This window comes from Nocardia blacklockiae, assembly GCF_015477355.1.
GTDB classification, from domain to species: domain Bacteria; phylum Actinomycetota; class Actinomycetes; order Mycobacteriales; family Mycobacteriaceae; genus Nocardia; species Nocardia blacklockiae.
Map to the genome: position 1 here is coordinate 1131099 of NZ_JADLRJ010000001.1, position 24641 is coordinate 1155739.

Consider the following 24641-nt stretch of genomic DNA (forward strand, 5'->3'; position numbering starts at 1 on the left):
ATGTCGGACAAGCTCTTTCGCCGAAGTTGGCCCATTTCTCCGATCTTCGAATCTATGCTGACCTATCGTTCCGAACATTATTTTGCTCAGTCGTACGGCCGCGCCCCGATCGGGTGCAGATATTCAGAGGACCGCGCAATGTCCGATGCAGCAATCGTCGGGATCGGCTGCCGCTTTCCCGGCGGCATCGACGGTCCGGGCACCTTCTGGGATTTCCTGATCCGACAGGGTGACGGCATCGTCGAGGTCCCGCCGGACCGTTGGAGCCTGGACAAGTTCTACGATCCCGACCCGGAGGCGCCGGGCCGCATGTACACCCGGCACGGCGGGTTCCTCACCCAGTCGCTGTGGGAGTTCGACGCCGACTTCTTCGGGATCTCCCAGCGCGAGGCCTCGATCCTGGACCCGCAGCAGCGGCTGCTGCTGGAGGTGGCGTGGGAGGCGCTCGACGACGGCGGGGCGGCCGGCCGGGTCGGCGGGCGTGATGTCGGCGTGTTCGTCGGCGGCTTCATGATGGACAACGCGGTGGGCCGCAACGTGGTCCGGCACGCGATCAATAGCCACACCCCGACCAGCTCCTCGCACACCCTGCTCTCGGCGCGCATCGCGTTCCTGCTGGACCTGCGCGGCCCGACCATGACGATCGACACGGCGTGCTCCTCGTCGCTGGTGGCATTGCACCAGGCCGTGCGGGCGCTGGCCGACGGCGAGTGCGAGTCGGCGATCGTCGGCGGCACCAACGCCATGCTGCAGCCGGAGACGTTCATCTCGATGTGCAAGGGCCGGTTCCTGGCGGTCGACGGGCACTGCAAGTCCTTCGACGCCGCGGCCGACGGCTACGGGCGCGGCGAGGGCGCGGGCGCGGTGCTGCTCAAGCCGCTGGACGCCGCGGTGCGCGACGGCGACCGCATCTACGCGGTGGTGCGCGGCAGCGGCGTCAACCAGGACGGCCGCACCCTGGCCATCCCGGTGCCCAATCCGCAAGCGCAGGAACAACTCGCGCGCCGGGTGCACACCCTGGCCGGGATCGCGCCGGAGGAGATCGGCTACGTCGAGGCGCACGGGACCGGCACCCCGGTCGGCGACCCCATCGAGCTGACGGCGCTGGGGCACGTCTACGGCGCGGTGGCCGGGCGCACCGAGCCGCTGCCGGTGGGCTCGGTGAAGAACAACATCGGGCACACCGAGGCGGCCGCGGGCGTGGCCGGGGTGATCAAGGCGGCGCTCACGGTGTACCACGGCACCGTCGCGCCCCAGGTGCGCCTGGACAACCCGAATCCGGAGATCGACTTCGAGGGCCTGCGGCTGCGGGTGCCGATGGCCGCCGAGCCGCTGCGGCGGCCGCTGGTGGCGGTCAACAGCTTCGGCTACGGCGGCACCAACGCGCACGTACTGATCGGTCCCGCACCGGCTTTCACGGCGCGGGCGGAAACGTCCGCTGCTACCGACCGGGACCCGCGGCGCGACACCGCGGGTGCTGCGGGCGGGTTGCCGATCTTCCCGCTGTCCGCGCGTAGCGAGACCGCGTTGCGGTCGCTGGCCGCGGAGCTCGCGGTCGGGACGGAGCCGGTCGACCGGCTCACCGCCGCGGCGTGGGTGCGCCGGGCGCACCATCCGCTGCGCGCCGCGTTCCGCTACGCCGACGGCGACGACCTGCGCGCGCAGCTGGCCGAATTCGCGGCCGGGGGCGGGCAGGCCCCGGCGCGGGCGGTGGCCGAGGGCAGCACCGACCCGGTGTTCGTCTACAGCGGGATGGGTCCGCAGTGGTGGGGCATGGGACGCGAGCTGCTGCGCGCCGACGGCCCCGGCGCGGCGCTGGCCCGTGAGATCGACCGGGAATTCGAGAAACTCGCGGGCTGGTCGGTGCTGGCGGAGCTGCTGCGCGAGGAGGACGACTCCCGCGTCACCCGCACCGAGATCGCCCAGCCCGCCAACTTCCTGCTGCAGGCCGCGCTCACCGCGGAACTCGCCGAGCACGGCATCCGGCCCGCGGTGGTGGTCGGCCACAGCGTCGGCGAGGTGACGGCGGCCTACGTCTCGGGCGCGCTGACGCTCACCGAGGCGGTGACCGTCAGCTATCACCGCTCGCGGCTGCAGGCCACCACCGCCGGCAGCGGCGCGATGCTCGCCGTGGGCCTGCCCGAGGCGGAGGCGCGCGAGCTGCTGAGCGAGGCCGACGGCGTCGACGTCGCCGCGATCAACAGCCCCTCGGCGGTGACCCTGGCCGGACCGGCGGAAGCACTCGCCGCGATCGCCGAAAAGCTTACGGCCGACGGCGTTTTCGCGCGCACGCTGCGCGTCGAGGTGCCCTACCACAGCCGTCTGATGGATCCCATCCTCGGCGAGCTGCGCACGGCCCTTTCGGCGCTGCGCGCCCGCGACACCACCGTCCCGGTGTACTCGACCGTGACCGCCGCACCGGCGACCGAGCGGGACTGGGACGCGCGGTACTGGTGCCACAACGTGCGCGACTCGGTGCGCTTCGCCGACACCGTCGCCGCCCTGCTCGACGACGGGCACCGGGTGTTCCTCGAGGTCGGGCCGCATCCGGTGCTGGGCGGCAGCATCCGGGAAATCCTGCTCCAGCAAGGACTTTCGGGCGCGGTGATACCGACCCTGGCGCGCGGCGGCGACGATCGGGAGAACCTGCGCGCCGCCGTCGCCGAGTTGTATCGCGCGGGCTCGCTCGACGCCGAGCGGCTGCCCCGCCCGCTCGACCCGGCCCCGCCGCACGCCGCGCTGCCCCGCTACCCGTGGCAGCGCCGGCACGTGTGGACCCAGGAACCGGAGACTCGGCTGGACCGGCTCGGCACCCCGGACGGCTACGCCATGCTCGGCGACCGGCTCGCCGCGGCCGCGCCGGAGTGGGAGGTGTCGCTGTCGGTGGCGAATCTGCCGTGGCTGCGCGACCACGTGGTCGCCGGCGCGGTCGTGCTGCCGGGCGCCGCCTACCTGGACGCGGCGCTCAGCGCCGTCGCCGCCCGGACCGGACGCGACGCGTTCGGCCTGGAATCGGTCGAATTCGTGAGCCCGCTGGTGGTGGACGAGCACGACGTGCCCGTGCTGCGCATCGCCGTGGAGGAGACGACGCGCCGGTTCACGATCCGGTCGAAACCGGCGGGCGGCCAGGACTGGACGGTCAACGCCCACGGCCGCCTGGTCGAGGCCGACGTGGACGCCGCGACCGTGGACCTGACCCCGCCCGCGCACTCCGCCGAGGTGGCCGCGGACGCACTGTACGAGAACATGGCCGAGCACGGACTCACCTACGGACCCGCCTTCCGGCTGCTGCGCACGGTGCGAGTCGGACCGGACGGCGTTGTCGCGCAACTCGATTCACCGCCGGCGGACCCCGCCCACCGGCACCTGGCCCACCCCGCGGTGATCGACGCCGCGCTGCAGTGTTTCGCCGCCCTGTACGCCGCGACCGCGGCGCAGCAAGATTCGGCCGAGCCCGACGTCGTCGTCCCGGCCGCGATCGGGCGGGTGCGGTGGACCGGTCCGCTGCCCGCCGACCCGATGGTCGTGGTCACCCGGGACGCGTCCGACCCGCTGCGCGCCGACATCCGTCTCGCCTCCGTCGCGGGCGCGGTCGCACTGAGCCTGACCGGCGTGCAGTTCCGCACCCTCACGCCGCGCCGCCCGCTGTCCGAGCAGCTCGACGAGCTGTACTACGAGCCGGTGTGGGAGATCGTCTCCGACGCCGCCGACCCCGCGCCCGCACCGGCCACCGACACCGAGGCGCTGGTGGTGATCAACCTCGGCGCGGAGATCTCCCAGCGCGCCAAGGAGATCGCCAGCACCCGCACCAGCGACCTGGTGACGGTCGGCGAACACGACACGGCGCTGACCGCCCCGCAACTGCTCGACCTGCTGCGCGGCAAGCTCACCCGCTCCGACGTCGAACGGCTGCGCCTGGTGGTGGTCGCCGGCACCGACCTGGACGGCATGCACAACGTCGACGCGCTGGCACGCGTCGCCCAGGCGGTCAAACAGGCACTGTCGCTGGACGATTCGAGCACCGAAGCGGCGAGCGGCGTGGTCGCCGAGATCCGCGGCGTCGTCGTCACCGAGAACGCGCTGTGCCTGCCCATCGACCGGTTCGCCCGCCTCGAGCACGCCGCGCTCGCCGGTGGCCGCCGCGAGCTGCTCAACGAACTGCCCGCCGGGCAATGGCGGCTCGTCGACACCGAACCGGCCGCCGCCGCCGCGGACGTGCTCGAACAGGTCTACGCCGACACCCTCGTCGACGAGGTGGCGCTGCGGGCCGGGGCGTGCTGGACGATCCGCTGGCGGCACACCCTCGGCGGCCACCTCGCCCGCTGGGCCGAGCCCGTCGCGCTCACCGATCCCGAACAGTCCTACCGGCTCGACATTCCGCGCTCGCGGCTGCTGCCGGAGCTGGCGCTGCGCACCACCGAACGAGTCGCGCCCGGTCCCGAGGAGATCGAGATCCGGATGCAGGCGGTCGGCCTCAACTACAAGGACACGCTGAAGGTGCTGGGCGTGCTCACCGACAAGGAGCTCGCGGGCACGTTCTTCGGCACCGAGATCGGCATGGACGGCTACGGCGTGGTCGAACGCGTCGGCAGCGCGGTCACCGGCATCGCGCCCGGCGACGAGATCTCCGTCGTCGCACCGGGAATCGTGCGGCGCTTCGTGACACTGCGCCCCGACACCGGCGCCACCACCGCCATGGACATCTTCCCGCCCGGCACCTTCGACCCGCTGCACTGCACGTCGGTGATGCCGCTGTTCACCGCCGAGATCGGGCTGGGCGAACTGGCCCGGGTGCGGGCGGGCGAGACGGTGCTGGTGCACGGCGCGGCCGGCGGCATGGGCATGGCCGCGGTGCAGGTGGCGCTGCGGATGGGGGCGCGGGTGATCGCCACCGCCGGCACCCCCGAGCGGCGCGCGCGGGTGAAAGAACTCGGTGCGCACGAGGTGCTGAACTCGCGTTCGGTCAGCTTCGTCGAGGAGGTGCTGCGGCTCACCGACGGGCGGGGCGTCGACGTCGTCTACAGCTCCGCGCCGGGCGAGATCCTGCAGCAGAACTTCCGTGTCGCAGGCGAATTCGGGCGCATCGTCGATATCGGCAAGGCCGACATCTACGGCGCGGGAGCGATCGATCTGCGGCCCTTCGACCGCAACCTGTCGTTCTTCGCCGTCGACATCGACCGCATCCTGGCGCACCGGCCCGAACAGGTCCGCCACGCCGCCCGGCGGGTGGTCGACGCGATGTACCACGGCGAGTACACGCCGCTGCCCAACACCGTGTTCGGGCTCGACCGGCTCACCGAGGCGTTCGAGACGGTGGCCCGCTCGGCGCAGGTCGGGCGCGTGGTACTGGATCTGCGCGACGAGCGGCCGCCCGTGCGCCGCATTCCCGCCGAGGTCGAGATCGACCCGGACGCAAGCTATCTCGTCACCGGCGGGTTCGGCGCGTTCGGTCTCGCCACCGCGCGGCACCTGGTCCGCCGGGGCGCGCGGCACCTGGTGCTGGCCGGTCGCCGCGGCGCCACCACCGACGCCGCCCGCGCCCAACTCACCGAATTCACCTGCGCGGGCGTGGATGTGCGCCAGGAACGCGTGGACGTCGCCGACTACGACGCGGTGGCCGCGCTGATCGCCCGCGTCCAGGCCGGCGGCGCACCGCTGCGCGGGGTCATCCACGCCGCCGGGGTGGTGAACAACACCGAGATCCCCGAGATCACCACCGAGTCGCTGCGGGAGATCTTCGACCCCAAGGTGCAGGGCGCGGTGAACCTCGATCGCGCGCTGACCGCGGCCGGCATCGAACCGGACCTGTTCGTGCTGTACGCCTCGGCCAGCGGCATCGCGGGCCTGTCGCCCCAATTGGGTTACGCCTCGGCCAATTCCGTGCTCGACGCGCTGGCCTGGACGCGGCGCGCGCAGGGCCGCCGCGCGGTGTCGGTTGACTGGGGCTTCATGCGCGGCGACGGCGGCATGGCCGACTCGCGGGCGGTATCGCGGTACGCGGAGATGACCGGATACGGCTCGCTGGACATGGATTTCGCGACCGTGCTGCTGTGGGAGGCGCTGCGGCTGGACGTCGCGCAGTGCGCGGTGCTCGACATCGACTGGGCGCAGTGGGCGCTGGCGCACCGCTCCTCGGCGCGGGCCCCGCGCTTCGCCGAACTGGTCGCCGCGGCCGGCGGCGGCGCGGGCGGCACCGCGGCGCTGCGCGCGGAGATCCTCACCATCGACGCCGACCAGCGCGGCGAGGTGGTGGCGTGGCTGCTCGCCGAACAGCTCGCGATCGTGCTCGGCGTCGACGCCGACACCGTGGACCTCGACACCCCGACCAGCGAACTCGGCCTGGATTCGCTGATGGCGATGGAATTCGGCGCCCGGGTGGTGAAGAGCCTCGGGGTGAAGATGTCGGTGCTCTCCATCGGCGCCGGACTGTCGCTGGGCGGGCTCGGCGCCAAGATCGCCGCGCAGATCGCCCAGGAAGAAGCAACGACCGAACCGACGGCACCGTGAGGAATCGCCCATGACGACCGATGCGCGCGCGCTGGCGCGCTCCCTGATGTCCAAGCACGACCCCGGCGGCAACGGGACCGCCACCGCCGCCGCGCCCACCGCGACGGCCGAGGCGCCGGCGACCGCGAGACCGACCCCGCGCACCGACTTCCGCGACCACCCGGGCGTGGTGGAGGCCACCGAGAAGTGGGCGCGCTTCGACACCTGGGCGCGCGGCGCGGGCGTCGTGAATCCCTACTACCTGCCGCACGAGGGCGTCAGCGGCGCGGTCACCCGGTTCGCGGGCCGGGACATGCTGAACTTCAGCAGTTTCGGCTACCTGGACCTGGCCGCCGAGCCGCGCGTGCACGCCGCCGCGGCCGAGGCCATCGGCCGCTACGGCACCTCGGCCGCCGCGGTGCGGCTGGTCGCGGGCGAGCTGCCGCTGTACGGGGAGCTGGAAGCGGAGATCGCCCGCATCTACGACACCGACTCCGCCATCGTGACCTCCAGCGGATTCCTCACCAATGCCGCCGCGGTGGCGTTCCTGCTCGGCAAACGCGATCTCGCCGTGTGCGATTCGCTGATCCACAACAGCATCGTCTCGGGCACCGAGTGGGCCGGCTGCAAGCGGGTGACCTTCCGCCACAACGATCCCGAGTCGCTCGAGGCGATCCTGTCGATGTCGCGGCGCAGCTTCGAGCGGGCGATGGTGCTCGTCGAGGGCGTCTACAGCATGGACGGCGACATCGTGCGGCTGCCCGAGATCATCGAGGTGGCAAGGAAATACGACTGTTCGATCATGATCGACGAGGCGCACTCGTTCGGCGTGCTCGGCGAGCGCGGCCTGGGCGTGCGCGAGCATTTCGACCTGCCCGGCGACGCGGTCGACGTCTGGATGGGCACCCTGTCCAAGGCGCTGGGCAGCGTCGGCGGCTACCTGGCCGCCAACCGCGAGCTGGTCGACGGATTCAAGTACTCCGCGTCCGGTCTGAGCATGTACACCGCCTCCCCCGCGCCGTCGGCGGCCGCCGCCGCGCTCGAGGGCCTCGCGGTGCTGCACGACGAGCCCGAACGCGTTGCCGCACTGCGGCACAACGCGCGGTACTTCCATCGGCGGGCCGGTGAGCTGGGCTTCGACACCGGCAACGGGCAGGGCACGCCGATCACCCCGATCATCACCGGCGCCGACGAGCCCGCCGTCCGCGCCTCGATGGACCTGCTGGAACACAACGTGATGGCCAACGCCATCGGACATCCCGTGGTGCCGGCCGGCGAAGCCCGGCTGCGGTTCTTCATCAACTGCCGGCACACCGAACAACAGCTCGATCAGGCGTTGGACACCGTGCGGCGGGTGTTCGACGGCATGCAGACGGAAGAAGGGCGCCAGTCGTGAAGCTACCACCCCATCTCTTGCGAAAAGCGCTGGTGCCCTTGGCGGCACTGGCGATGATGCTCGCGCTGTTCGTCCCCGCGCACTCGACGATGGTCGCGCCGGTGGAGAAGGACGCCAACTCCCCGCTGGCGAGCAGGTTCAAGTTCACCGAGATGCCGATCGCGCTGCCGCCGGGCCTGCCCGAACGCAAGATCCGCAATATCGAGCCTCGCTACGAGCACGTGGTGGCCTGGATGTCGTCGGTGAACTCGGCGGTGGCGATCAACGACATCGACGGCAACGGCAAAGACGACGACCTGTGCCTGGTCGACTCCCGTTCCGACAGCGTGATCGTGACGCCCGCGCCGGACAGCGACACCAGCCGCTACCAGCCCTTCGTGCTCGACCCGGCCCCGCTGCCCACCGACGACGAGATGGCCCCGACCGGCTGCATCCCCGGCGATTTCGACCACTCCGGGCGGATGGGGCTGATGGTCTACTACGGTGGCCGCACCCCGATCGTGTTCCTGCCCCGCGCGGGCGCCAAGCAGCTGACCAACGCAGCCTTCCGGCCGGTGGAGACGGTGCAGCCGCCGGCCACGCCCGACGGCAGCTACCAGGGCGCGCGCTGGTTCACCCTGGCCTCCTCGGTCGCCGACTTCGACGGTGACGGCAACCCCGACATCTTCATCGGCAACTACTTCCCCGACAGCGACTTCATCGGCACGACCGGCGAGCACAGTCTCACGCTCAACGAATCGTTCTCCAAGGCCACCAATGCCGGTGGCGCGCACCTGCTCTCGCTGCAGCGCAGCACCGGCGGCGGCGAACCGACCGCCGACTTCCGGGAGGTGTTCGACGCCTTCCCCGAGCACGCGAAGAACGGCTGGACCATCGCCTCCGCGCCGCAGGACCTCACCGGCGACCAGCTGCCCGAACTCTACGTCGCCAACGACATGGGCCCGGACCGGTTGTTCGTCAACAAGTCCACCCCCGGGCATTTCAAGTTCGATCTGGCCGAGGGGCAGCGCGGCCCGACCGACCCCAAATCCTTCGTGCTGGGGCACGATTCGTTCAAGGGCATGGGCGTGGACTTCGGTGATCTCACCGGGCGCGGCATGCCGGACATGTTCGTCAGCAACATCGCCCAGCGCTGGGGCATCATCGAGGGCAACCTGGCCTTCTACAACACCGCGAAGGACACGGAAGACGCGGCCGCACAGCTGAACTCGGGCGTGGCACCGTTCGAGAACCGAGCCGTCGAACAGGGCCTGGCGTGGAGCGGCTGGTGCTGGGACACCAAGATCGCCGACTTCGACAACAGCGGCCGCCCGCAGATCGTGCAGAGCAACGGCATGTTCAAGGGCGACACCACCCGCTGGCCGCAGGTGCAGGAAATGGCCACCATGAACGACCTGCTGTCCCGATACCCGTGGGCCTGGCCGAATTTCACCGCGAAGGGCGATCTGGCCGGCAACAACCGGATGGCGTTCTTCGCCCAGGACGACAGCGGCAAGTTCACCAACATCTCCCCCGCGCTCGACATCTTCGCGGCGGTCCCGACCCGGGGCATCGCGATCGGCGATTCCACGGGCACCGGCAAGCTCAGCTTCGCCGTCGCCCGCCAGTGGGACACGCCGGTGTACTACCGCAACGATTCTCCGGACACGGGCCGGTACATGGGCCTGCGGCTGTTCACCCCGCCCACGAACGCGGCGCCCGGTGACACCACCCTCGCGGGCAAGCCGATCCTGGGCTCCCCGGCCGTCGGCGCACAGGTCACCGTGACCACCCCGGACGGCAAGCCGCACATCGCCCAGCTCGACGGCGGCAGCGGGCACGCCGGAAAGCGTGCTACCGACATCCATCTCGGGCTCGGCGACATCGACCCCGCGACCCCGCTCCCGGTGCGGCTGAGCTGGCGTGACAACCACGGCGCCGTGCACACCCAGGAGCTGCGGCTCCAGCCGGGCGCCCACACCCTCGTCCTCGACACCGATGCCCGGGAGGTGCACTGATGAGTGTCCAAGGCAACGGCCATCATTCCGACGGCAACGGCAGCGGCGACGGCACGGCCGTGGTCGCCGCCGAGACCAACGGCAACGGCGCCGCGCCCGCCGAAACGCCGCCGACCGGATTCCAGGCCTGGCGGCGAAAGTGGCTGGGCGTGAACAAGGAAGGCCGCGATCCGCGCTATCTGGCGTTGCGCAACTTCGCGGCGTCGCTGACGTTCTTCAACGTCATCGGCTTCCTGTGGCTGGGTTTCGAGCAGCCGTGGCTGTGGCCGATCCTGGCCGCGCTGACCGCCTACACCGTGGAGTTGATCCTCGAGACGCTGGCGGCGTGGGCCTACCGGCGGCCGGCGGGCTACCGCGGCAACGGGTTCCGCGGTTTGTTCGTGTTCCTGATGCCGGCTCACATCACCGGCGTCGCGTTCAACTTCCTGATGTACGCCGCCGACCAGTGGCTGCCGATCATGTTCGGCATCACCGTCGCGGTCGGCACCAAGTGGGTGCTGCGCGCGAAGATCAACGGCAAGGTCAAGCACTTCATGAACCCGTCGAACTTCGGGATCGTGGTGGCGCTGCTGGTGTTCCCGGAGATCGCGGTGGTCGGCCCGTACCACTTCGTGGAGAACGTGCAGGGCGCGGCGGACGCGCTGCTGGTCATCGGCCTGCTGATGGCGGGCACCATGCTCAACGCCAAACTCACCAAGAAGACGCCGCTGATCATGGCCTGGCTGGGCGCGTTCGTGCTGCAGGCCGTGGTGCGCGGGGCGCTCGACCCGGACATCTCGATCATCGCGGCGCTGCTGCCGATCACCGGCATCGCGTTCGTGCTCTACACCAACTACATGATCACCGACCCCGCGACCTCGCCGTTCGCCAAGCGCGACCAGATCGTCTTCGGCGCGTCGGTGGGCATCGTGTACGGCATCCTGATGGCGCTCAACGTCTCCTTCGGGTTGTTCTTCGCTTTGGTGATCGTGTGCGCGAGCCGCGGCCTCTTCTGGTGGTCGCGCAATATCCGCGAATGGCTGGCCCAGCGCGCACCCGCCCCGGCGGCGGCGCCGCCGGCCGCCGAACCCGCCCCGCTGGAACCGGCGGCGGCGCCCTCCTGACCGATCCCGCACCGCAGCAACAGAATCGAGGATCCCATGCCATCGATGATCGGACCGATACGGTCGGTGCTGCTGGGCACCGGCGCCGACGTGCCGCCGCTGGGCCGGCCCGGGTTCGCCGCGCCGAGCCCGGCGACCAAGGCCGAGCTGGAGCGCGTCGCCACGCATCTGGCGAGCAGCATCGACGTCGCCGTCCGCAGCAAGAACAACGACGAACTCATCGCGCACATCGAGACCCTGCCGTCGCAGTACCACGGCTTCGCGTTCGAGGGCGCGGCCACCGGGCTGGCGGCGGTCGATTCGATCACGCCGTTCGGCCGGCGCGCGCACGACCTGATCGCCGGGCCCGCCGCCAAACACGACCTGACGATGTACGTGGGTGTCGGGCTGGCCCTGGGCCGCATCCCGAGGCCGTTCTGGCGCAAGGTGTTTCCGAAGCATCCGTCGTATCGCTGGCTGGCGATCGACGGGTACGGCTTCTACAACGCCTTCTTCCGCACCGAGAAGTACATCGGCCGCCACTACGTGGACGACCGGTACCCGCGCTGGATGGGTGACCACGCGCCGCTGCGGCGCGCCGCCGACCAGGGCATCGGGCGGGCGCTGTGGTTCGTCAGCGGCGGTTCGCCCGAGGGGGTGGCCAAGCTCGTCGAGGAGTTCGACGCGAGCCGACACGCGGATCTGTGGAGCGGCATCGGCATCGCGACCACCTTCGCGGGCGGTGTCGAGGTGAGCGATCTGGAGGCGATCCTGGCCCGGGTGCCGCAGTTCCGCGAGCCGCTGGCGGCCGGGGCGGCCATGGTCGCCAAGATCCGGCAGCAGGCCGACAGCGCCATCCCGCACACCCACGCGGCCGTGCGCGCCTACACCGGCCGCACCATCGACGAGGCCGCGGCGCTGATCGACAAGGCCTTCGCCGAGGTACTGCAGGACGGCACCGCCGCCGCCTACCAAGCCTGGCGCGACCGCCTCGGCGTGCTCGCGGCACCGGCATGAGCGGCTCGCGCTGGGCGGGCGAGCACGTCATCGTCACCGGCGGCTCCGAGGGCATCGGCGCCGCCGTGGCCGCCGCGTTCGCCCGCCGCGGCGCGCGGGTGTCGATCATCGCCCGGCGTCCGGAACCGTTGCGGCAGACCGCGGAACGGCTCGGCGCCGACCACCGCGCCGCCGACGTGACCGACCGGGCGGGCCTGGCGGCGGCGATCGCGGAACTCGAGGAACGCCACGGCGGCTGCGCCGTGCTGGCCTGCTGCGCGGGTCTCACGCTGCCGGGGCTGTTCACCGAGCTGGACGACGACGAGTTCGCCGTGCAGGCCGACGCCAACTACCTCGGCGCGGTGCACGCCGTGCGCAGCGTGCTGCCGGGCATGCTCGACCGCGGCAGCGGCCATGTGCTGCTGCTGAGTTCGACCTCGGCGTTCCTCGGCATCCCCGGCTACGGCGCGTACGCGCCGACCAAGGCGAGCATCCGCCAGCTCGGCCTGTGCCTGCGCTACGAGGTCGAGCCGGCCGGGGTGGCGGTGTCGATCCTCTATCCGGCCGACACCGACACCCCGGGGCTGGCGCGGGAGAACCTGCGCAAGCCGCCGGAGACCAAGGCCATCACCGGCACCATCAAGCCGCTGCCGGCCGAGAAGGTGGGTGAGGCGGCGGTTCGCGGCATGGAGCGGGGCCGCACCCACATCACCACCGACACGCTGACCGCCTTTCTGCTGCGCTGGGCCAATCTGCCCGAGGATTTCATGCGGCCGTTCTTCCGCCGCAATATCGCCCGGGCACGGCGGCACGCGGAGAAAACCACCATCTGAGCATTGCGGGGGGCGGGGACATGGGCTTTCACCGATTCGCGAAGACCGCGGCGGCGGGCAGCACCGCCGCCCAGGAGAGGAGCATCGCGAGCACGGCGAACGAGGTCGCGCGGCGCACGATCTCGATCGCCGCCTCCGGCGTCTTGCCGCGCACACCGGCGACGAGCCGCCCGAGATATACCGCGCCGACGGCCACCGCCGCGAGGTACGGAATATATGTCCAGGAATATCCGGCCGACGGCACGGTCGCCGCCACGAACACGGCCGCGCCGAGCACGAGTTGCGCGAGCCCGACGACGAATGCCGGAAACAAGCCGAGCGCGCGCGGCGCAGTGACGATGGCGTGTTCGGCATCCTCGGGAACGTCCTCCGCGGCATTCACGATGAATACCGAATTCACCGTCAGGGCGAGCCCGAGCAGCGCGGCGAGTACCGGCCATTCCAGAGGCCGGTCGTAGGTGCGCACCAGAGCGATTCCGGGAAGGAGGGTCACCATCACGAGAACCGCGGGGATCTGCCATATCCCGGCGCCTTTGAAATGCAGCGGCGGCAGCGAGTACTGAAAGGAGAAGACGACCCCGATACCCATGATCAGCACGAGATCGAAGTGCCCGGTCTCGAAAACGAGCCAGGCCACGCCCGCCGCGATGACGGCGACCCAGGCGAAGACCCACGCCCGCACGCGCCGCACGCCGAGTTCGGTCACCGCCCGCGACAGCCGCGATTTGAAATCGGTGTCGAGCCAGCGATCGGCCAGGCAGTTCACCACATTGGTGAGCAGCACGTAGGAGGTGAGGACGACGATCGTGACGAGCATCCGCACCGAGCGCACCTCGCTCCAGGAATGCGCGCTGACCACTACCGACGCCGTCATCACTCCCGCACCGAGCGGCATCACCTCCACCCGGTGCACGGTCCGCGCGAGCCGGAACGCGCGCGCGAACGACAATTTTCGTGTGCTTTCCGCCCGGTCGGCCGAAAATACCCGCCGGAACTCGGCGACAGAACTCACGGTCATCGAATTCTCCAAACCCCCGTACAACGATCCGGTACCACGCGCATAATACAAGCAATTCCCGCCAGCGAGAACAGTGGAAAGGACGGCGGCGATGTCGATGCTGGACTCGGCGACCGATAATGTCTTGCGCACTCCCTATCAGCGCGCAGTGGCCGACTACTGGAACAACAATCCCAACGACGACCGAATCAATGTGCGGCTGGGCGAGGTCGACGGACTGTACCACCACCATTACGGCATCGGCGATTACGATCCGCAGGTATTGGAGGGCCCGGCGGAAACCCGACAGCAGCGGCTGGTCGACGAATTACACCGGCTGGAAACGGCGCAGGCCGATTATTTGCTGGACCAATTCGGCACGGTGCGGCCCGAGGATCGGCTGCTCGACGCCGGCTCGGGGCGCGGCGGCACCAGCATCATGGCCCACGCCCGGTTCGGCTGCCGCGTCGACGGCGTCTCGATCTCGGAATACCAGGTGGGCTTCGCCAACGACCAGGCCACCGAACGCGGCGTCGCCGACCGGGTCCGCTTCCACCTGCGCAACATGCTCGACACCGGTTTCGAGGCGGGGTCGATGCGCGGGGTGTGGACCAACGAGACCACGATGTACGTCGACCTGTACGACCTGTACGCCGAATTCGCCCGCGTGTTGCGGCCGGGCGGGCGCTACGTGTGCATCACCGGCTGCTCCAACGACGTCATCGGCGGCCGGTCCTCGGCGGTGAGCGCGATCGACGCCCACTACACCTGCAACATCCACCCGCGCGGCGAGTACTTCAAGGCGCTGGCCGCCAACAAGCTGGTGCCGGTGCGCGTCACCGACCTGACCGCGGCCACCATCCCGTACTGGGAGCTGCGCACGCATTCGGAACTGGCGACCGGGGTGGAGGAGCCGTTCCTCACCGCCTACCGCGAGGGCAGCTTCCAGTACCTGCTCATCGTCGCCGACCGGGTCGCGTGATGGAGACCGGTCGGCATTCCGGCACGGGGACCGCGCCGGATCACTACACTGCGGTGCTGCTCGGTGTGTCGGCCACGGCCGCACCCGAATTCGCGAACGACGGTTAGGAATCGCCTATGGCCACCACCCGGAGCGACGACGCCACGCTACGTGGGCAGTTGCGGCGCGTCTTCACCGCCGGTCCCGGCGAGGAGGGCAGGCCGCTGCCGCTGCCCACGAAGTTCAACTACGCGCTCTGGCTCACCCGCCCCGAGATCGCGCCCATGTCCGGCGCGGTGATGGTGGCCGACGTCTTGTTCAGCGCCCACGCAGGCGCGGAGATCTGGAATGTTCCGATGTTGGTCGCGGCGCTGATCCTCGCCGCGGCCATCCAGCTGCTGCATGTCGCCAACTGCCTGGCCGACCGCTGGGTGGACATGGAGTACAAGTCGAAGTTCGCGCGCATGGTGCGCGATCTGGGTGTGCGGTTCGTGGCGTGGCAGATCTATCTGACCACGGCCTTCATCCTGCTCGGCGGGGTCTACATCGCCTGGGCGACAGGGCATTACGATCTGCTGCTGATCGTCCCGCTGGGCACCTTCCTGCTGTTGCAGTATTCGCTGCCGCCGTGGCACTTCAAGTCCGGCGGGTTCTGGCAGATCCCGTGGACCTACATCGGGACCATGGTGTTCCCCGGCCTGGTGGTGGTGCGGATGTACGACCGGCCCATCGAAATCCCCGCGCTGCTGGCCATTCTCGGCCTCGGACTGACCCTGACGGGCATCTTCTCGGTCAACACCGCCGAGGACGTGCCCGAGGACACCGAGCACGGCATCAACACCTCGGTGCTGGCCCTGGGCCTGCCGCTGTCGTTCGCCGAGTCGATGACCCGCGTGACGGTGGGCGGCGCGCTGGTCGTGGGCGGCGTGGTGGCGGTGGCGGGATGGACCTGGACGCTGATTCCCTATGTGGCCGTGCTGGTTTTCGTGCTGTGGTACCTGGGCAGCACCCTCGCCGGGGTGCTCGGCAAACCCCTGGACGAGGCGATGGCCGTGGTGCGGCCGCGGGCCAAGCAGTTCGTCTACATGGTGGCGCTCACGGGCTGGGTCACGGTGCTGCCCGCGGCGGCCGTGTTCGCCGCGCGGTGAGGGCCGGCTCGCGGGCGCGCTCGCCGCGAGATCTTCACCACCCCTGCGGCTTTCCGCTCGCCGCACCGGTCGCCGATCACTAGGGTCGGGGGTCGGTCCGACCGGGCGCGACCGGTGTGTGCAGACGAGGAGTAGGCGTGGGTTCGTTGTTCGCGGTGTTCCTGCCGCTCGCGTTGGCGCTGGTGATGTTCGGGCTCGGGCTCACCCTGACCCTCGGCGACTTCACGCGGGTGCTGCGGTATCCGCGGGCGGTCGCGGTCGCGCTGGTGTGCCAGATGGTGCTGCTGCCCGTCGTGTGCGTGGGACTCATCCGGTTGTTCGGGCTGGAGGGGGCCGTGGCGGCGGGGATGCTGCTGCTCGCGGCGTCGCCGGGCGGCCCGTCGGCGAACCTGTTCAGCCACCTCGCGGGCGGCAACGTGGCGCTCAACATCACCCTGACCGCGGTCAACTCGGTGCTGGCGGTGTTCACCCTGCCGCTGGTGGTGGGTCTGTCCTACGCGCTCTACCGCGACGGTGACGCCGGGATCGGGCTGCGGCCGGACAAATTCGCGCAGGTGTTCGCGATCGTGCTGATTCCCGTGGCGCTCGGCATGTGGGTGCACCACCGGTTCCCGGAGTGGTCGCGCCGGCGCCGCGGCGGCGTGAAGGTGCTCTCGATCGCGGTGCTGGCGTTCGTGGTGGTCGCGGCGGTGGCCCGCGACTTCGACACCCTCACCGACAATGTCGGCGCGCTGGCGGCGGTGTGCCTGCTGCTGGCCACCTTCGGGCTGCTGATCGGCTACTTCGCGGCGCGACTGTTCGGGGTCGAGGACGATCAGGCCGTGGCGGCGGCGATGGAGATCGGCATCCACAACGGCGCGCTGGCCATCGCCGTGGCGACCTCGGTGCTGCACGATTCCGCGATGGCCGTGCCCGCGGCGGTGTACGGGGTGCTGATGAACGTGCCCGCCGGGGTGGCCGCGGCCCTGTTCGCCCGGCGCGCCCGCCGCGCACCCGTCCCCGCCTGACCTCCCGCCGACACGCCGACCGGCCGACGGGGTTTCAGCAATCGCGCAGCTACGATTTCTGGAATGCGACAGTCGAATCGCCGCCACGCCCTGGCGGCGTCTGCCGCCGCCGTCGCGGCCATGCTGGTGCCGGGATTGACCTGGATGGCGCCGGCCGCGCAGGCCGGTGCGCTGCCACCGCTGGGCAACGACTTCCTCTGGGGCGTCGCCGCGTCCGGCTTCCAATCCGAAGGCGCTGTGCCGGACAGCAATTGGAGCCGCTACATCGATTCGGGCGCGGTCGAGGACTACCACGACTCGGTGCGGTTCCTGGACTTCTACACCGACGACATCGACCACGCCGCCCGGCTCGGGGTGAAGGTGTTCCGGATGAGCGTGGAGTGGGCGCGCGTGCAGCCGACCCCGGACGGCTGGGACGAGCACGCCTTCCAGGTGTACGACCGGATGGTCGACAAGATCATCGCCTACGGCATGCGGCCGATGATCACCCTCGATCACTGGGTGTATCCGGGCTGGGCGGCCGATCGCGGCGGCTGGCGCAACCCGGGCATGGTCGAGGACTGGCTCACCAACGCCCGGAAGGTGGTGAACCGCTTCGCTTCTCGCAAACCGATCTGGGTGACGATCAACGAACCGGCCGCCTACATCACCACCGAGCTGCGCATCGGCGCGCTGCGACCGGGCGAGGAGCCGCTCATGCGGGAGCGACTGGCCCAGGCGCACAACGAGATCTACGAGACCATCCACCACAACCAGCCCGGCGCGCAGGTCACCAGCAATCTCGGGTACGTGCCCGGGGTGGAGACCGAGGTGAATCAGCCGTTCGTGGACCTGGTCGCCGACAAACTCGACTTCCTCGGCGTCGACTACTATTTCGGCCCCGACCGGCACAGCGCCGACGGCGAGACCTCCGCGGGCACCCCCGAGATGTGGGAGCTGCCGCTGCAGACCGAGGGCATCTATTACGCGCTGCGCCACTACGCCCGGCTGTTTCCCGACAAGCCCCTGTACGTGGTGGAGAGCGGCATGCCCACCGACAACGGCAAGCCCCGTCCCGACGGTTACACCCGCGTCGACCATCTGCGCGACACCGTGTACTGGTTGCAGCGCGCCCGGGCCGACGGGATCGATGTGCGCGGCTACAACTACTGGAGTCTCACCGACAACTACGAATGGGGCAGTTACGCACCGCGTTTCGGCCTCTACACCGTCAACGCCGAGCACGACCCGACGCTGACCCGCCACCCCACCGACGCCGTCGAGGCCTACGCCGCGCTCACCCGCTCCGGCGGTGTCCCGGCCGGCTACCGCCCGACCCGCCCGCCGGTGGAGTGCTCCCAGGTCGACCCGCCCGCCAGTTGCGACGAGCCGGTCACCGTGGACCCCGAACCCGCGGGCGCCTGACACACGACGAAGCTCGGGGCACCCTCGCGGCCCCGAGCTTCGTCGTATCGCTGCCTCAGGCGGGCAGTTCCAGGCCCTTGGCCAGCACCGGCCACGACTTGATCAGCGCGTCGTGCCAGTAGCCCCAGGAGTGGGTGCCGGTGGGCGGGAAGTCGTAGGTGGCGGGGATGCCGAGGGCGTCGAGCTTGCCCTGCAGGTTATGGCTGCAGTAGTTGACCGCGGCCTCGATGACGCCGCCGACGATGAGCTGATTGGCCCAGCCGCCGACGCCGGGCAGGGTGTAGGGGCCGTCGATCCCGTCCCACTGGCCGGGCAGCCCGGAACCGCTGGAGATGAACAGGTTCAGCCCGCGCAGCTGGTCGGCGTGCACGTACGGGTCGTTGTCGGCCCACATCGGGTCGTGCTGCGGGCCGTACATGTTGTCGGTGTTGCCGCCGCCCCACACGTTCACCGCGAGATTGACGAAGGTGTAGCCGGTGGGATCGGAGATCTGCGCGCACCCGCTGTAGGCCGCGACCGACTTGTACAGCCCGGGCTTGGCGATGGGCAGTTGCAGCACCGAGGTGCCCGAGGTGGACAGGCCCGCGATGGCGTTGAGCCCGTTGGTGCCCAGGGCGGCGTCGATCAGGGGCGGCAGCTCCTCGGTGAAGAAGGTCTTCCACTTGTTCACCCCTAGCACCGGATCGGGTGCGCGCCAATCGGTGTAGTAGCTCCACGCCCCGCCGATGGGCTGCACCACGTTGACGTCCTTGTCGGCGAGGAACCGCAGCGCGTCGGGGGCGCGCTGGTCCCAGGTGGCCGCGTCCTCGCCGCCGCCGGCGCCGTTGAGCAGGTACAGCACCGGCCGCGGCACCGAGGCGTCGGCGGGGCGCTGCACGTCGACGGGGAAGGTGTCGTCCATGGCCGCGGAGTACACGTAGAGGCGGATATTGCGGTCGTCCTGGACGGTGGCCTTGGTGATGTAGGAGCCGTCGGCGGCCCGGGGGTCGGCCAGCAGGCTGCGCGAGGAGATCACCGGGTCGCCGGTGTCCGCCGTCGCCGGGCCCGCGCTCACCGCGGTCGACAGAGCCGCGAGAGCCATTGCGGCCAGGGCTGTTCCGATTCGATTCGCTACCGCCACGTGCGCCTCCGTAGCCGATTACCGCATCCGGACAACTTCCGTACCGAAGGGACTGTAGTTCAGCAGCTATCAATTGGCGATCACTACGACGGTGCGTCGGACCGAAGTCCGGGCCGTCGACCCCGCACGGTCCCGGGAGTGGACGTGACCTGGGCGCATGATCGACCATGGCGTGATGTCACTCAGTACGCACGAGGCCGATCTGTTCGAGCGCGCCCGGGGCCGCCTGGAGGCGATCGCCTACCGGCTGCTGGGTTCGGCCGGCGATGCCGAGGACGCGGTGCAGGACACCTATCTGCGCTGGCACGCCGCCGACCGGGGACCGCATCGAGACGCCCGAGGCGTGGCTGACCAAGGTGCTCACCAACATCTGCCTCAATCAGCTCACCTCGGCACGGGCCCGGCGCGAAACCTATGTGGGGCAGTGGCTCCCGGAGCCGGTGCTGGCCGGGGACCGGATGCTCGGCCCGGTCGACACCGTCGAGCAGCGCGAATCGGTGTCGCTCGCGATGCTGACGCTGATGGAGCGGCTGTCGCCGAACGAGCGGGTGGTGTATGTACTGCGCGAGGCGTTCGGGTACACCCACCGCGAGATCGCGGAGATGCTCGACCTGACCGAGGCGAACTGTCAGCAGCTCTATCGGCGCGCGGGGCAGCATGTCGCGGGCGGGCGGCGGCGCACCGAGGTCGACGCGGTCGCCGCGCGCGAGCTCGTCGAGGAATTCCTCGCCGCGGCGCTGAGCGGCGACACCGAGCCGCTGGTCCGGTTGCTCGCGCGCGACGCGGTCGGCGTGGCCGACGGCGGGGGCCGGATTCCGGCGCGCAAGACTCCGGTGGCGGGCGCGCTCGCCGTCGCGCGGTACGTGCGCGGGCTGTTCCGGCCGACCGAGCAGCGCCGCGCCTATGTCGCCGGCGCGGTCGCCTTCCACGCGGTCGAGGCCAACGGTGATCCCGCGGTGCTGATCGAGGTGGACGGCCGGGTCTACGGGCTGCTGTGCCTGGACGCGTCGGCCGCGGGCGTGGCGGCGCTGCGCATCCAGGTCAATCCGGACAAGCTGGCCCGGATCACGCGCCGGTGGGCGGCGTCGGGGCCGCATCGTCCGCTCGACGCGGTCTGGTGACCCACTTCACAGTGCGGTTCTGTCAGGCTTCGCGGGGCTGTCCGGTTCAGGAGGTGAGCCCAACAGAAGGAGCCAGCCATGAACCACCGCATCGTCGTCCTCGGGGCCGGATACGCCGGAGCCATCACCGCCGGACGCCTCGCCCGCCGCCTGCACCGCGACGACGTCGAGATCGTCGCGGTCGACGCCCACGCCGAGTTCGTCGAGCGGGTGCGGATGCACCAGCTCGCGAGCGGGCAGGACCTGCCCGAGCGGCCGCTGCGCGACGCCTTCGCGGGTACCGGGGTGCGGTTGCGTATCGCGCGGGTGACCGCGATCGACGTGGACCGTCGCACGGTCGCCCTCGACGCCGAGCAGGGTCCCGAGACGCTGACCTACGACACCCTGGTCTACGCGCTGGGCAGCACGGTCGCCGACCACGGCGTGCCCGGTGTCGCCGAGTACGCCCGCCACGTCGCCGGCAAGCAGGCCGCGCTGCGAGTGCGGGAAGAGTTGGGCCGCTTGGCTTCCGGCGCGGCCGTGGTGGTCGTGGGCGGCGGCCTGACCGGCATCGAGACCGCGGCCGAGATCGCCGAGGCGCGCCCGGACCTGGCGGTTACGATCGCCGCGCGCGGCGGGGTCGGCGACTGGCTCGGCGACAAGGCCCAGCGGCATCTGCGCCGCGCCTTCGACCGGCTCGGCGTCACCGTGCGCGAGCACACCGACGTCCGTCGCGTCGAGCCCGACCGCGTGGTTACCGCGACCGGTTCGATCCCGGCCGCACTGACGGTGTGGGCCGCGGGTTTCGCCGTGCATCCGATCGCGGCCGCGAGCACCCTGGCGGTGTCGGAGAGCGGACGCGTCGTCGTGGACGGCACCCTGCGGTCGGTCTCGCATCCCGACGTGTACGCCGTCGGCGATGCCGCCCACGCGCCCGGGCCGGACGGCGCGATTCTGCGAATGGGTTGTGCCACAGCGACTCCCATGGCCTGGCAGGCGGCCGACGCGCTGGCCGCGCGGCTCACCGGCGGCCCGGTGCGGGAGAAGCCGATCGGCTACGCCTTCCAGTGCGTCAGCCTGGGCCGCCGCGACGCCGTGGTGCAGCGGGTGACCCACGCCGACCAGCCCACCTCCACCGTGTTCACCGGCCGGTTCGGCGCGCGCGTGAAGGAACTGATCTGCGCGAGCGCGGCGTGGAGCGTGTCCCACCCGACCATGATGCTGCCGAGCCGACGCCGCCGCCTCGTGCCGGTCGGTGCCGCGGAGCAGCCGGCCGTGCGGTGACCCCGCCGGGCCGGTTCAGCCCCAGGCCGTGGGCGGGCGGTAGCCGCGCATGGCGCGGCCGGTCATCGGGAGCAGGGCGACGGCCACGGCCAGGGTCCACAGCAGCAGCGCGACCACGATCCAGACGTAGAACTTGGGTGGTGCGTCGAGCCGCATCATCTTCACCAGCGCGTAGACGTAGTAGAAGACGACGATCGTGCCCACGGCGACCATGATCCAGCGAGCGAATCCGAACCGGCACGCGAGCAGGATCGCCAGCAGGGCGGTCGTGCAGCCGACGGTCATGGTCGCCGACACCCCGAAATCGATGTTGCGCGTGGTGTGTTCGGAGAACGCCTGGCCGATCAGCGCGGCCAGGCGGGTCGCGGTTTTCGGTTTCACCCCGTCGAATCCGGGGACGGCGAACACGAAGCACAGCAGCGCGCACAGCCCGAACAGCACACCCGCCGCCAGCGCGGGGGCTCCACCGGCCGGGGACGAATAGCCTTGCGGTGCGGGCGGATAGCCGGGCGGCGGCGGGTAGCCGGGCGGCGGGGGGGCATAGCCGTGCGGCGGATAGCCTTGCGGCGGCGGGTAACCGGGATACTGCGGGTGCCCGCCGGGCGGCATCTGCGGGTGGGGCCCCTGCTGGTGGTGCGGATACGACATGGCTGGATGTGTAGTCGAGCGGCCTTGCAAGACGCTTAAGAACCGCCGCGCGCCGCGTCGTGCGGTCGCACCGCGTCCCGCGATTCGGTCTCGCCGAGAAGTATCGGAGGTCCCGGGTCAGCCGGCCGTCACGGGCGCGGGGGTCCGGGTGTCGAGGGCGGCGAGGCGGCTCGTCAGGGTGGCGCGGATGGCCGTGACGGCGTCGTCGCCGAGAGGCAGGCGCAGCGGCGGGGCGGGCGAGTCGAGGGCGGCGAGGATCCGGCGGGCCGCCTCGTCGGGGTCGCCGTAGGCGCCGGGGTCGAGCCGGGCCAGGCGGTCGTGCGCCGCGGCCACGCTGTCGGCGTAGTCGGCGTGCTGTACCGGGGTGATGTCCAGTGCGGCAACGAAATTGGTGCCGAACATGCCCGGCTCCACGATGGTGACGCCGATGCCCAGGTGCGCGACCTCCTTGGCCAGGCCTTCGCACATGCCCTCGACCGTGAACTTGGTGGCGGCGTAGAGGCCCAGGCCCGGCGACGGCGCGGCGACGCCCGCGACCGAGGAGATCTGCACGAGGTGCCCGCGGCGCTGGGCGCGCAGCACCGGCAGCGCGGCGCGCACGACGTTCAGCGAGCCGAATACGTTGGTCTCGAACACTTTTCGCACCGCACCGTCGGGGATCTCCTCGAGCGCGCCGAAGATTCCGTATCCGGCGTTGTTCACTACGACATCGAGCCGGTCGAACTCCGCGACCGCCCGGGCCACCGCGGCGGCGGCCTGGTCGGCCTCGGTGACATCCAGCGGCAGCACGAGGACGCGGCCGGGGTGCGCGGCCGCCAGGTCTCGCAGGGAGTGCGCCTGCTCGGGGCGGCGGGCGGTGGCCGCCACCCGGCCGCCGGCCGCGGCCACCGCGCGGCTGATCGCGAGGCCGAGGCCCGACGCCGCACCGGTCACCAGCCATACCTGATCGTTGTCCATGACAAGCTCCTCACCTGCGTTTATTTCTGATACGGAGCGTATCGTATCGTAATGTGTAGACTCGTGCCATGGCCGAGCCGAACGATGCCCGCGGACCCGGGCGCCCGCGCAGTGAACGATCCCGCCGCGCGGTGCTCACCGCGGCCCTGGAACTGCTGAGCGACCGCGGCCTGCCGGGTTTGAGTGTCGACGAGATCGCGGCGCGCGCGGGTGTCGGCAAGAACACCATCTACCGCTGGTGGCCGACCAAGGGCGCGGTGCTGATGGACGCGTTCACCGAAGCCTACGCCGGGCGCATGGAAGCACCCGAGGAGGGCGACGCCCGCACCCGCCTGCGCGTCCAGGCCCGCCGCGTCGCCGAACTGATGAACACTCCCGAGGCCCGCCGCCCGTTCGTCGCCTTGGTCGCCGCGGCCCAGCACGATCCGGAACTCGCCGCCGCCCTGCGCGAACGCTTCCTCGAGCCCCGCCGAGCGGGTGTCGAGCACCTGCTCGCCACCGGCATCGCCGAGGGCGAGTTCCGCCCCGACCTCGACCCCGCCCTCGTGATCGACCTACTCTACGGCGCCCTCTACTACCGGCTCCTGGTCAGCGGCGCTCACCTCGACCCCGCCTACGCCGACCACCTCGTCGACATTCTCTCCCCCGTCCTGCGCGCCTGAGCGCGCGTCCTGTTCGGCGCGGGGCGGCTGCTCGACCGGGAAGAGGATGGGGCTGAGCAGGTATCGGCCGCGGCCGGGGGCGGGTTCGTGGGCCATGCGGGGCACGATCACGCGGCGCAGGTCGACGATGAGTTGCTCGAGTTCCGCGCGGTCGAGCCACAGTGCGTGCTGCCGGTAGCCGACGAGATCCGCTGCGGGATCGGCGTTCTCGCGGTCGAGGTAGGAGCCGAACTCCGCGATGAGGACGGTCATCGCGGTGACGAAGATCCGGCGATGGTCCTCGGTCGTGGCCGTCGCGGCCGCTTCCGCGCCGATCGCCGCCCGGTCCGCGCGCAGCCGGTAGTGGCGTTCGACCGCGCCGCGCACGCGCCGCTCCCGCGCGACCTCCAGGATGCCCGCCGCGGCCAGGGCCTCCACATGCCGGTACACCATCGCCTTCGACACGCCGGGCAGCCGCGTGCACAGCTCGGCCGTGGTGAGGGTGCGGCCCCCGCGCAAGGCGTGCACGATCCGCATCCGCGCCGGGTGGGCGACCAGCTCCAAGGCATCCACTTCTCTATGTT

Annotated in this window: 18 protein-coding genes and 1 pseudogene; 14 read left to right on the forward strand and 5 right to left on the reverse strand. The window is 70.9% G+C overall.

Going from position 1 to position 24641, the window contains the following annotated elements; genetic code table 11:
• Positions 1-138 precede the first annotated feature (138 nt).
• Genes IU476_RS04995 through IU476_RS05020 form a run of 6 tightly spaced genes read left to right on the forward strand, consistent with a single transcriptional unit; the run spans position 139 to position 12790 of the window.
• Positions 139-6507 (forward strand): type I polyketide synthase, encoded by a 6369-nt coding sequence (locus tag IU476_RS04995; RefSeq protein ID WP_195096937.1) that lies wholly within the window; start codon positions 139-141, stop codon positions 6505-6507.
• 10 nt (positions 6508-6517) lie between these two features.
• The gene (locus IU476_RS05000) at positions 6518-7882 is read left to right on the forward strand and encodes an aminotransferase class I/II-fold pyridoxal phosphate-dependent enzyme (RefSeq protein WP_195096942.1); all 1365 of its coding nucleotides are present in this window, start codon (positions 6518-6520) and stop codon (positions 7880-7882) included.
• The gene (locus IU476_RS36985; protein WP_324193870.1) at positions 7879-9879 is read left to right on the forward strand and encodes an ASPIC/UnbV domain-containing protein; all 2001 of its coding nucleotides are present in this window, start codon (positions 7879-7881) and stop codon (positions 9877-9879) included. The genes IU476_RS05000 and IU476_RS36985 overlap by 4 nt, the downstream gene beginning before the upstream one ends.
• On the forward strand, positions 9879-10982 hold the full coding sequence (locus IU476_RS05010) for an enediyne biosynthesis protein (protein ID WP_195096946.1): 1104 nt from the start codon (positions 9879-9881) through the stop codon (positions 10980-10982). Before IU476_RS36985 ends, IU476_RS05010 begins: the two co-directional genes overlap by 1 nt.
• A 45-nt stretch (positions 10983-11027) precedes the next feature.
• Positions 11028-11978 (forward strand): DUF1702 family protein, encoded by a 951-nt coding sequence (locus IU476_RS05015; protein WP_195096949.1) that lies wholly within the window; start codon positions 11028-11030, stop codon positions 11976-11978.
• Positions 11975-12790: an SDR family NAD(P)-dependent oxidoreductase gene (locus tag IU476_RS05020; RefSeq protein ID WP_195096960.1), complete on the forward strand. Its 816-nt coding sequence runs from the start codon at positions 11975-11977 to the stop codon at positions 12788-12790. Before IU476_RS05015 ends, IU476_RS05020 begins: the two co-directional genes overlap by 4 nt.
• A 28-nt stretch (positions 12791-12818) precedes the next feature.
• Here IU476_RS05020 and IU476_RS05025 read toward each other — a convergent pair whose 3' ends face one another.
• Positions 12819-13808: a UbiA family prenyltransferase gene (locus IU476_RS05025; RefSeq protein WP_195096962.1), complete on the reverse strand. Its 990-nt coding sequence runs from the start codon at positions 13806-13808 to the stop codon at positions 12819-12821.
• Positions 13809-13899: 91 nt separating this feature from the next.
• Here IU476_RS05025 and IU476_RS05030 point away from each other — a divergent pair, with 91 nt between their 5' ends.
• The 4 genes from IU476_RS05030 (at position 13900) to IU476_RS05045 (ending at position 18307) form a co-directional block, all read left to right on the forward strand.
• A complete protein-coding gene (locus tag IU476_RS05030; protein WP_195096964.1) occupies positions 13900-14769 on the forward strand; it encodes a geranyl diphosphate 2-C-methyltransferase in 870 nt (289 codons plus the stop codon).
• Between the two features lie 116 nt (positions 14770-14885).
• Positions 14886-15896: a hypothetical protein gene (locus tag IU476_RS05035; RefSeq protein WP_195096965.1), complete on the forward strand. Its 1011-nt coding sequence runs from the start codon at positions 14886-14888 to the stop codon at positions 15894-15896.
• A gap of 137 nt (positions 15897-16033) precedes the next feature.
• Entirely contained in the window at positions 16034-16903 is an 870-nt protein-coding gene (locus IU476_RS05040; protein ID WP_195096966.1) for a bile acid:sodium symporter family protein, read from the forward strand.
• A 63-nt stretch (positions 16904-16966) separates the two neighbouring features.
• A complete protein-coding gene (locus IU476_RS05045) occupies positions 16967-18307 on the forward strand; it encodes a family 1 glycosylhydrolase (protein WP_195096967.1) in 1341 nt (446 codons plus the stop codon).
• A 55-nt stretch (positions 18308-18362) separates the two neighbouring features.
• Here IU476_RS05045 and IU476_RS05050 read toward each other — a convergent pair whose 3' ends face one another.
• Positions 18363-19388 (reverse strand): alpha/beta hydrolase, encoded by a 1026-nt coding sequence (locus tag IU476_RS05050; RefSeq protein WP_195096968.1) that lies wholly within the window; start codon positions 19386-19388, stop codon positions 18363-18365.
• Between the two features lie 214 nt (positions 19389-19602).
• Between IU476_RS05050 and IU476_RS37365 the strand changes: the two are divergent.
• The 3 genes and pseudogenes from IU476_RS37365 to IU476_RS05060 all read left to right on the forward strand — a co-directional run.
• Positions 19603-19689 (forward strand): annotated as a pseudogene (locus tag IU476_RS37365) (hypothetical protein); the annotation flags it as partial.
• 4 nt (positions 19690-19693) lie between these two features.
• Positions 19694-20548 (forward strand): sigma factor-like helix-turn-helix DNA-binding protein, encoded by an 855-nt coding sequence (locus IU476_RS05055; protein ID WP_438943968.1) that lies wholly within the window; start codon positions 19694-19696, stop codon positions 20546-20548.
• A gap of 78 nt (positions 20549-20626) precedes the next feature.
• On the forward strand, positions 20627-21811 hold the full coding sequence (locus tag IU476_RS05060) for an NAD(P)/FAD-dependent oxidoreductase (protein WP_195096969.1): 1185 nt from the start codon (positions 20627-20629) through the stop codon (positions 21809-21811).
• A 15-nt stretch (positions 21812-21826) separates the two neighbouring features.
• Here IU476_RS05060 and IU476_RS05065 read toward each other — a convergent pair whose 3' ends face one another.
• Positions 21827-22459, reverse strand: coding sequence for a hypothetical protein (locus IU476_RS05065; protein WP_195096971.1), 633 nt, complete (start codon positions 22457-22459; stop codon positions 21827-21829).
• Between the two features lie 117 nt (positions 22460-22576).
• A complete protein-coding gene (locus IU476_RS05070) occupies positions 22577-23416 on the reverse strand; it encodes an SDR family NAD(P)-dependent oxidoreductase (RefSeq protein WP_195096973.1) in 840 nt (279 codons plus the stop codon).
• A gap of 68 nt (positions 23417-23484) precedes the next feature.
• Between IU476_RS05070 and IU476_RS05075 the strand changes: the two genes are divergently transcribed.
• A complete protein-coding gene (locus tag IU476_RS05075; RefSeq protein ID WP_195096975.1) occupies positions 23485-24078 on the forward strand; it encodes a TetR/AcrR family transcriptional regulator in 594 nt (197 codons plus the stop codon).
• Here IU476_RS05075 and IU476_RS05080 read toward each other — a convergent pair.
• On the reverse strand, positions 23971-24630 hold the full coding sequence (locus IU476_RS05080; RefSeq protein ID WP_195096977.1) for a helix-turn-helix domain-containing protein: 660 nt from the start codon (positions 24628-24630) through the stop codon (positions 23971-23973). The genes IU476_RS05075 and IU476_RS05080 overlap by 108 nt on opposite strands.
• Between the last annotated feature and the right edge of the window lie 11 nt (positions 24631-24641).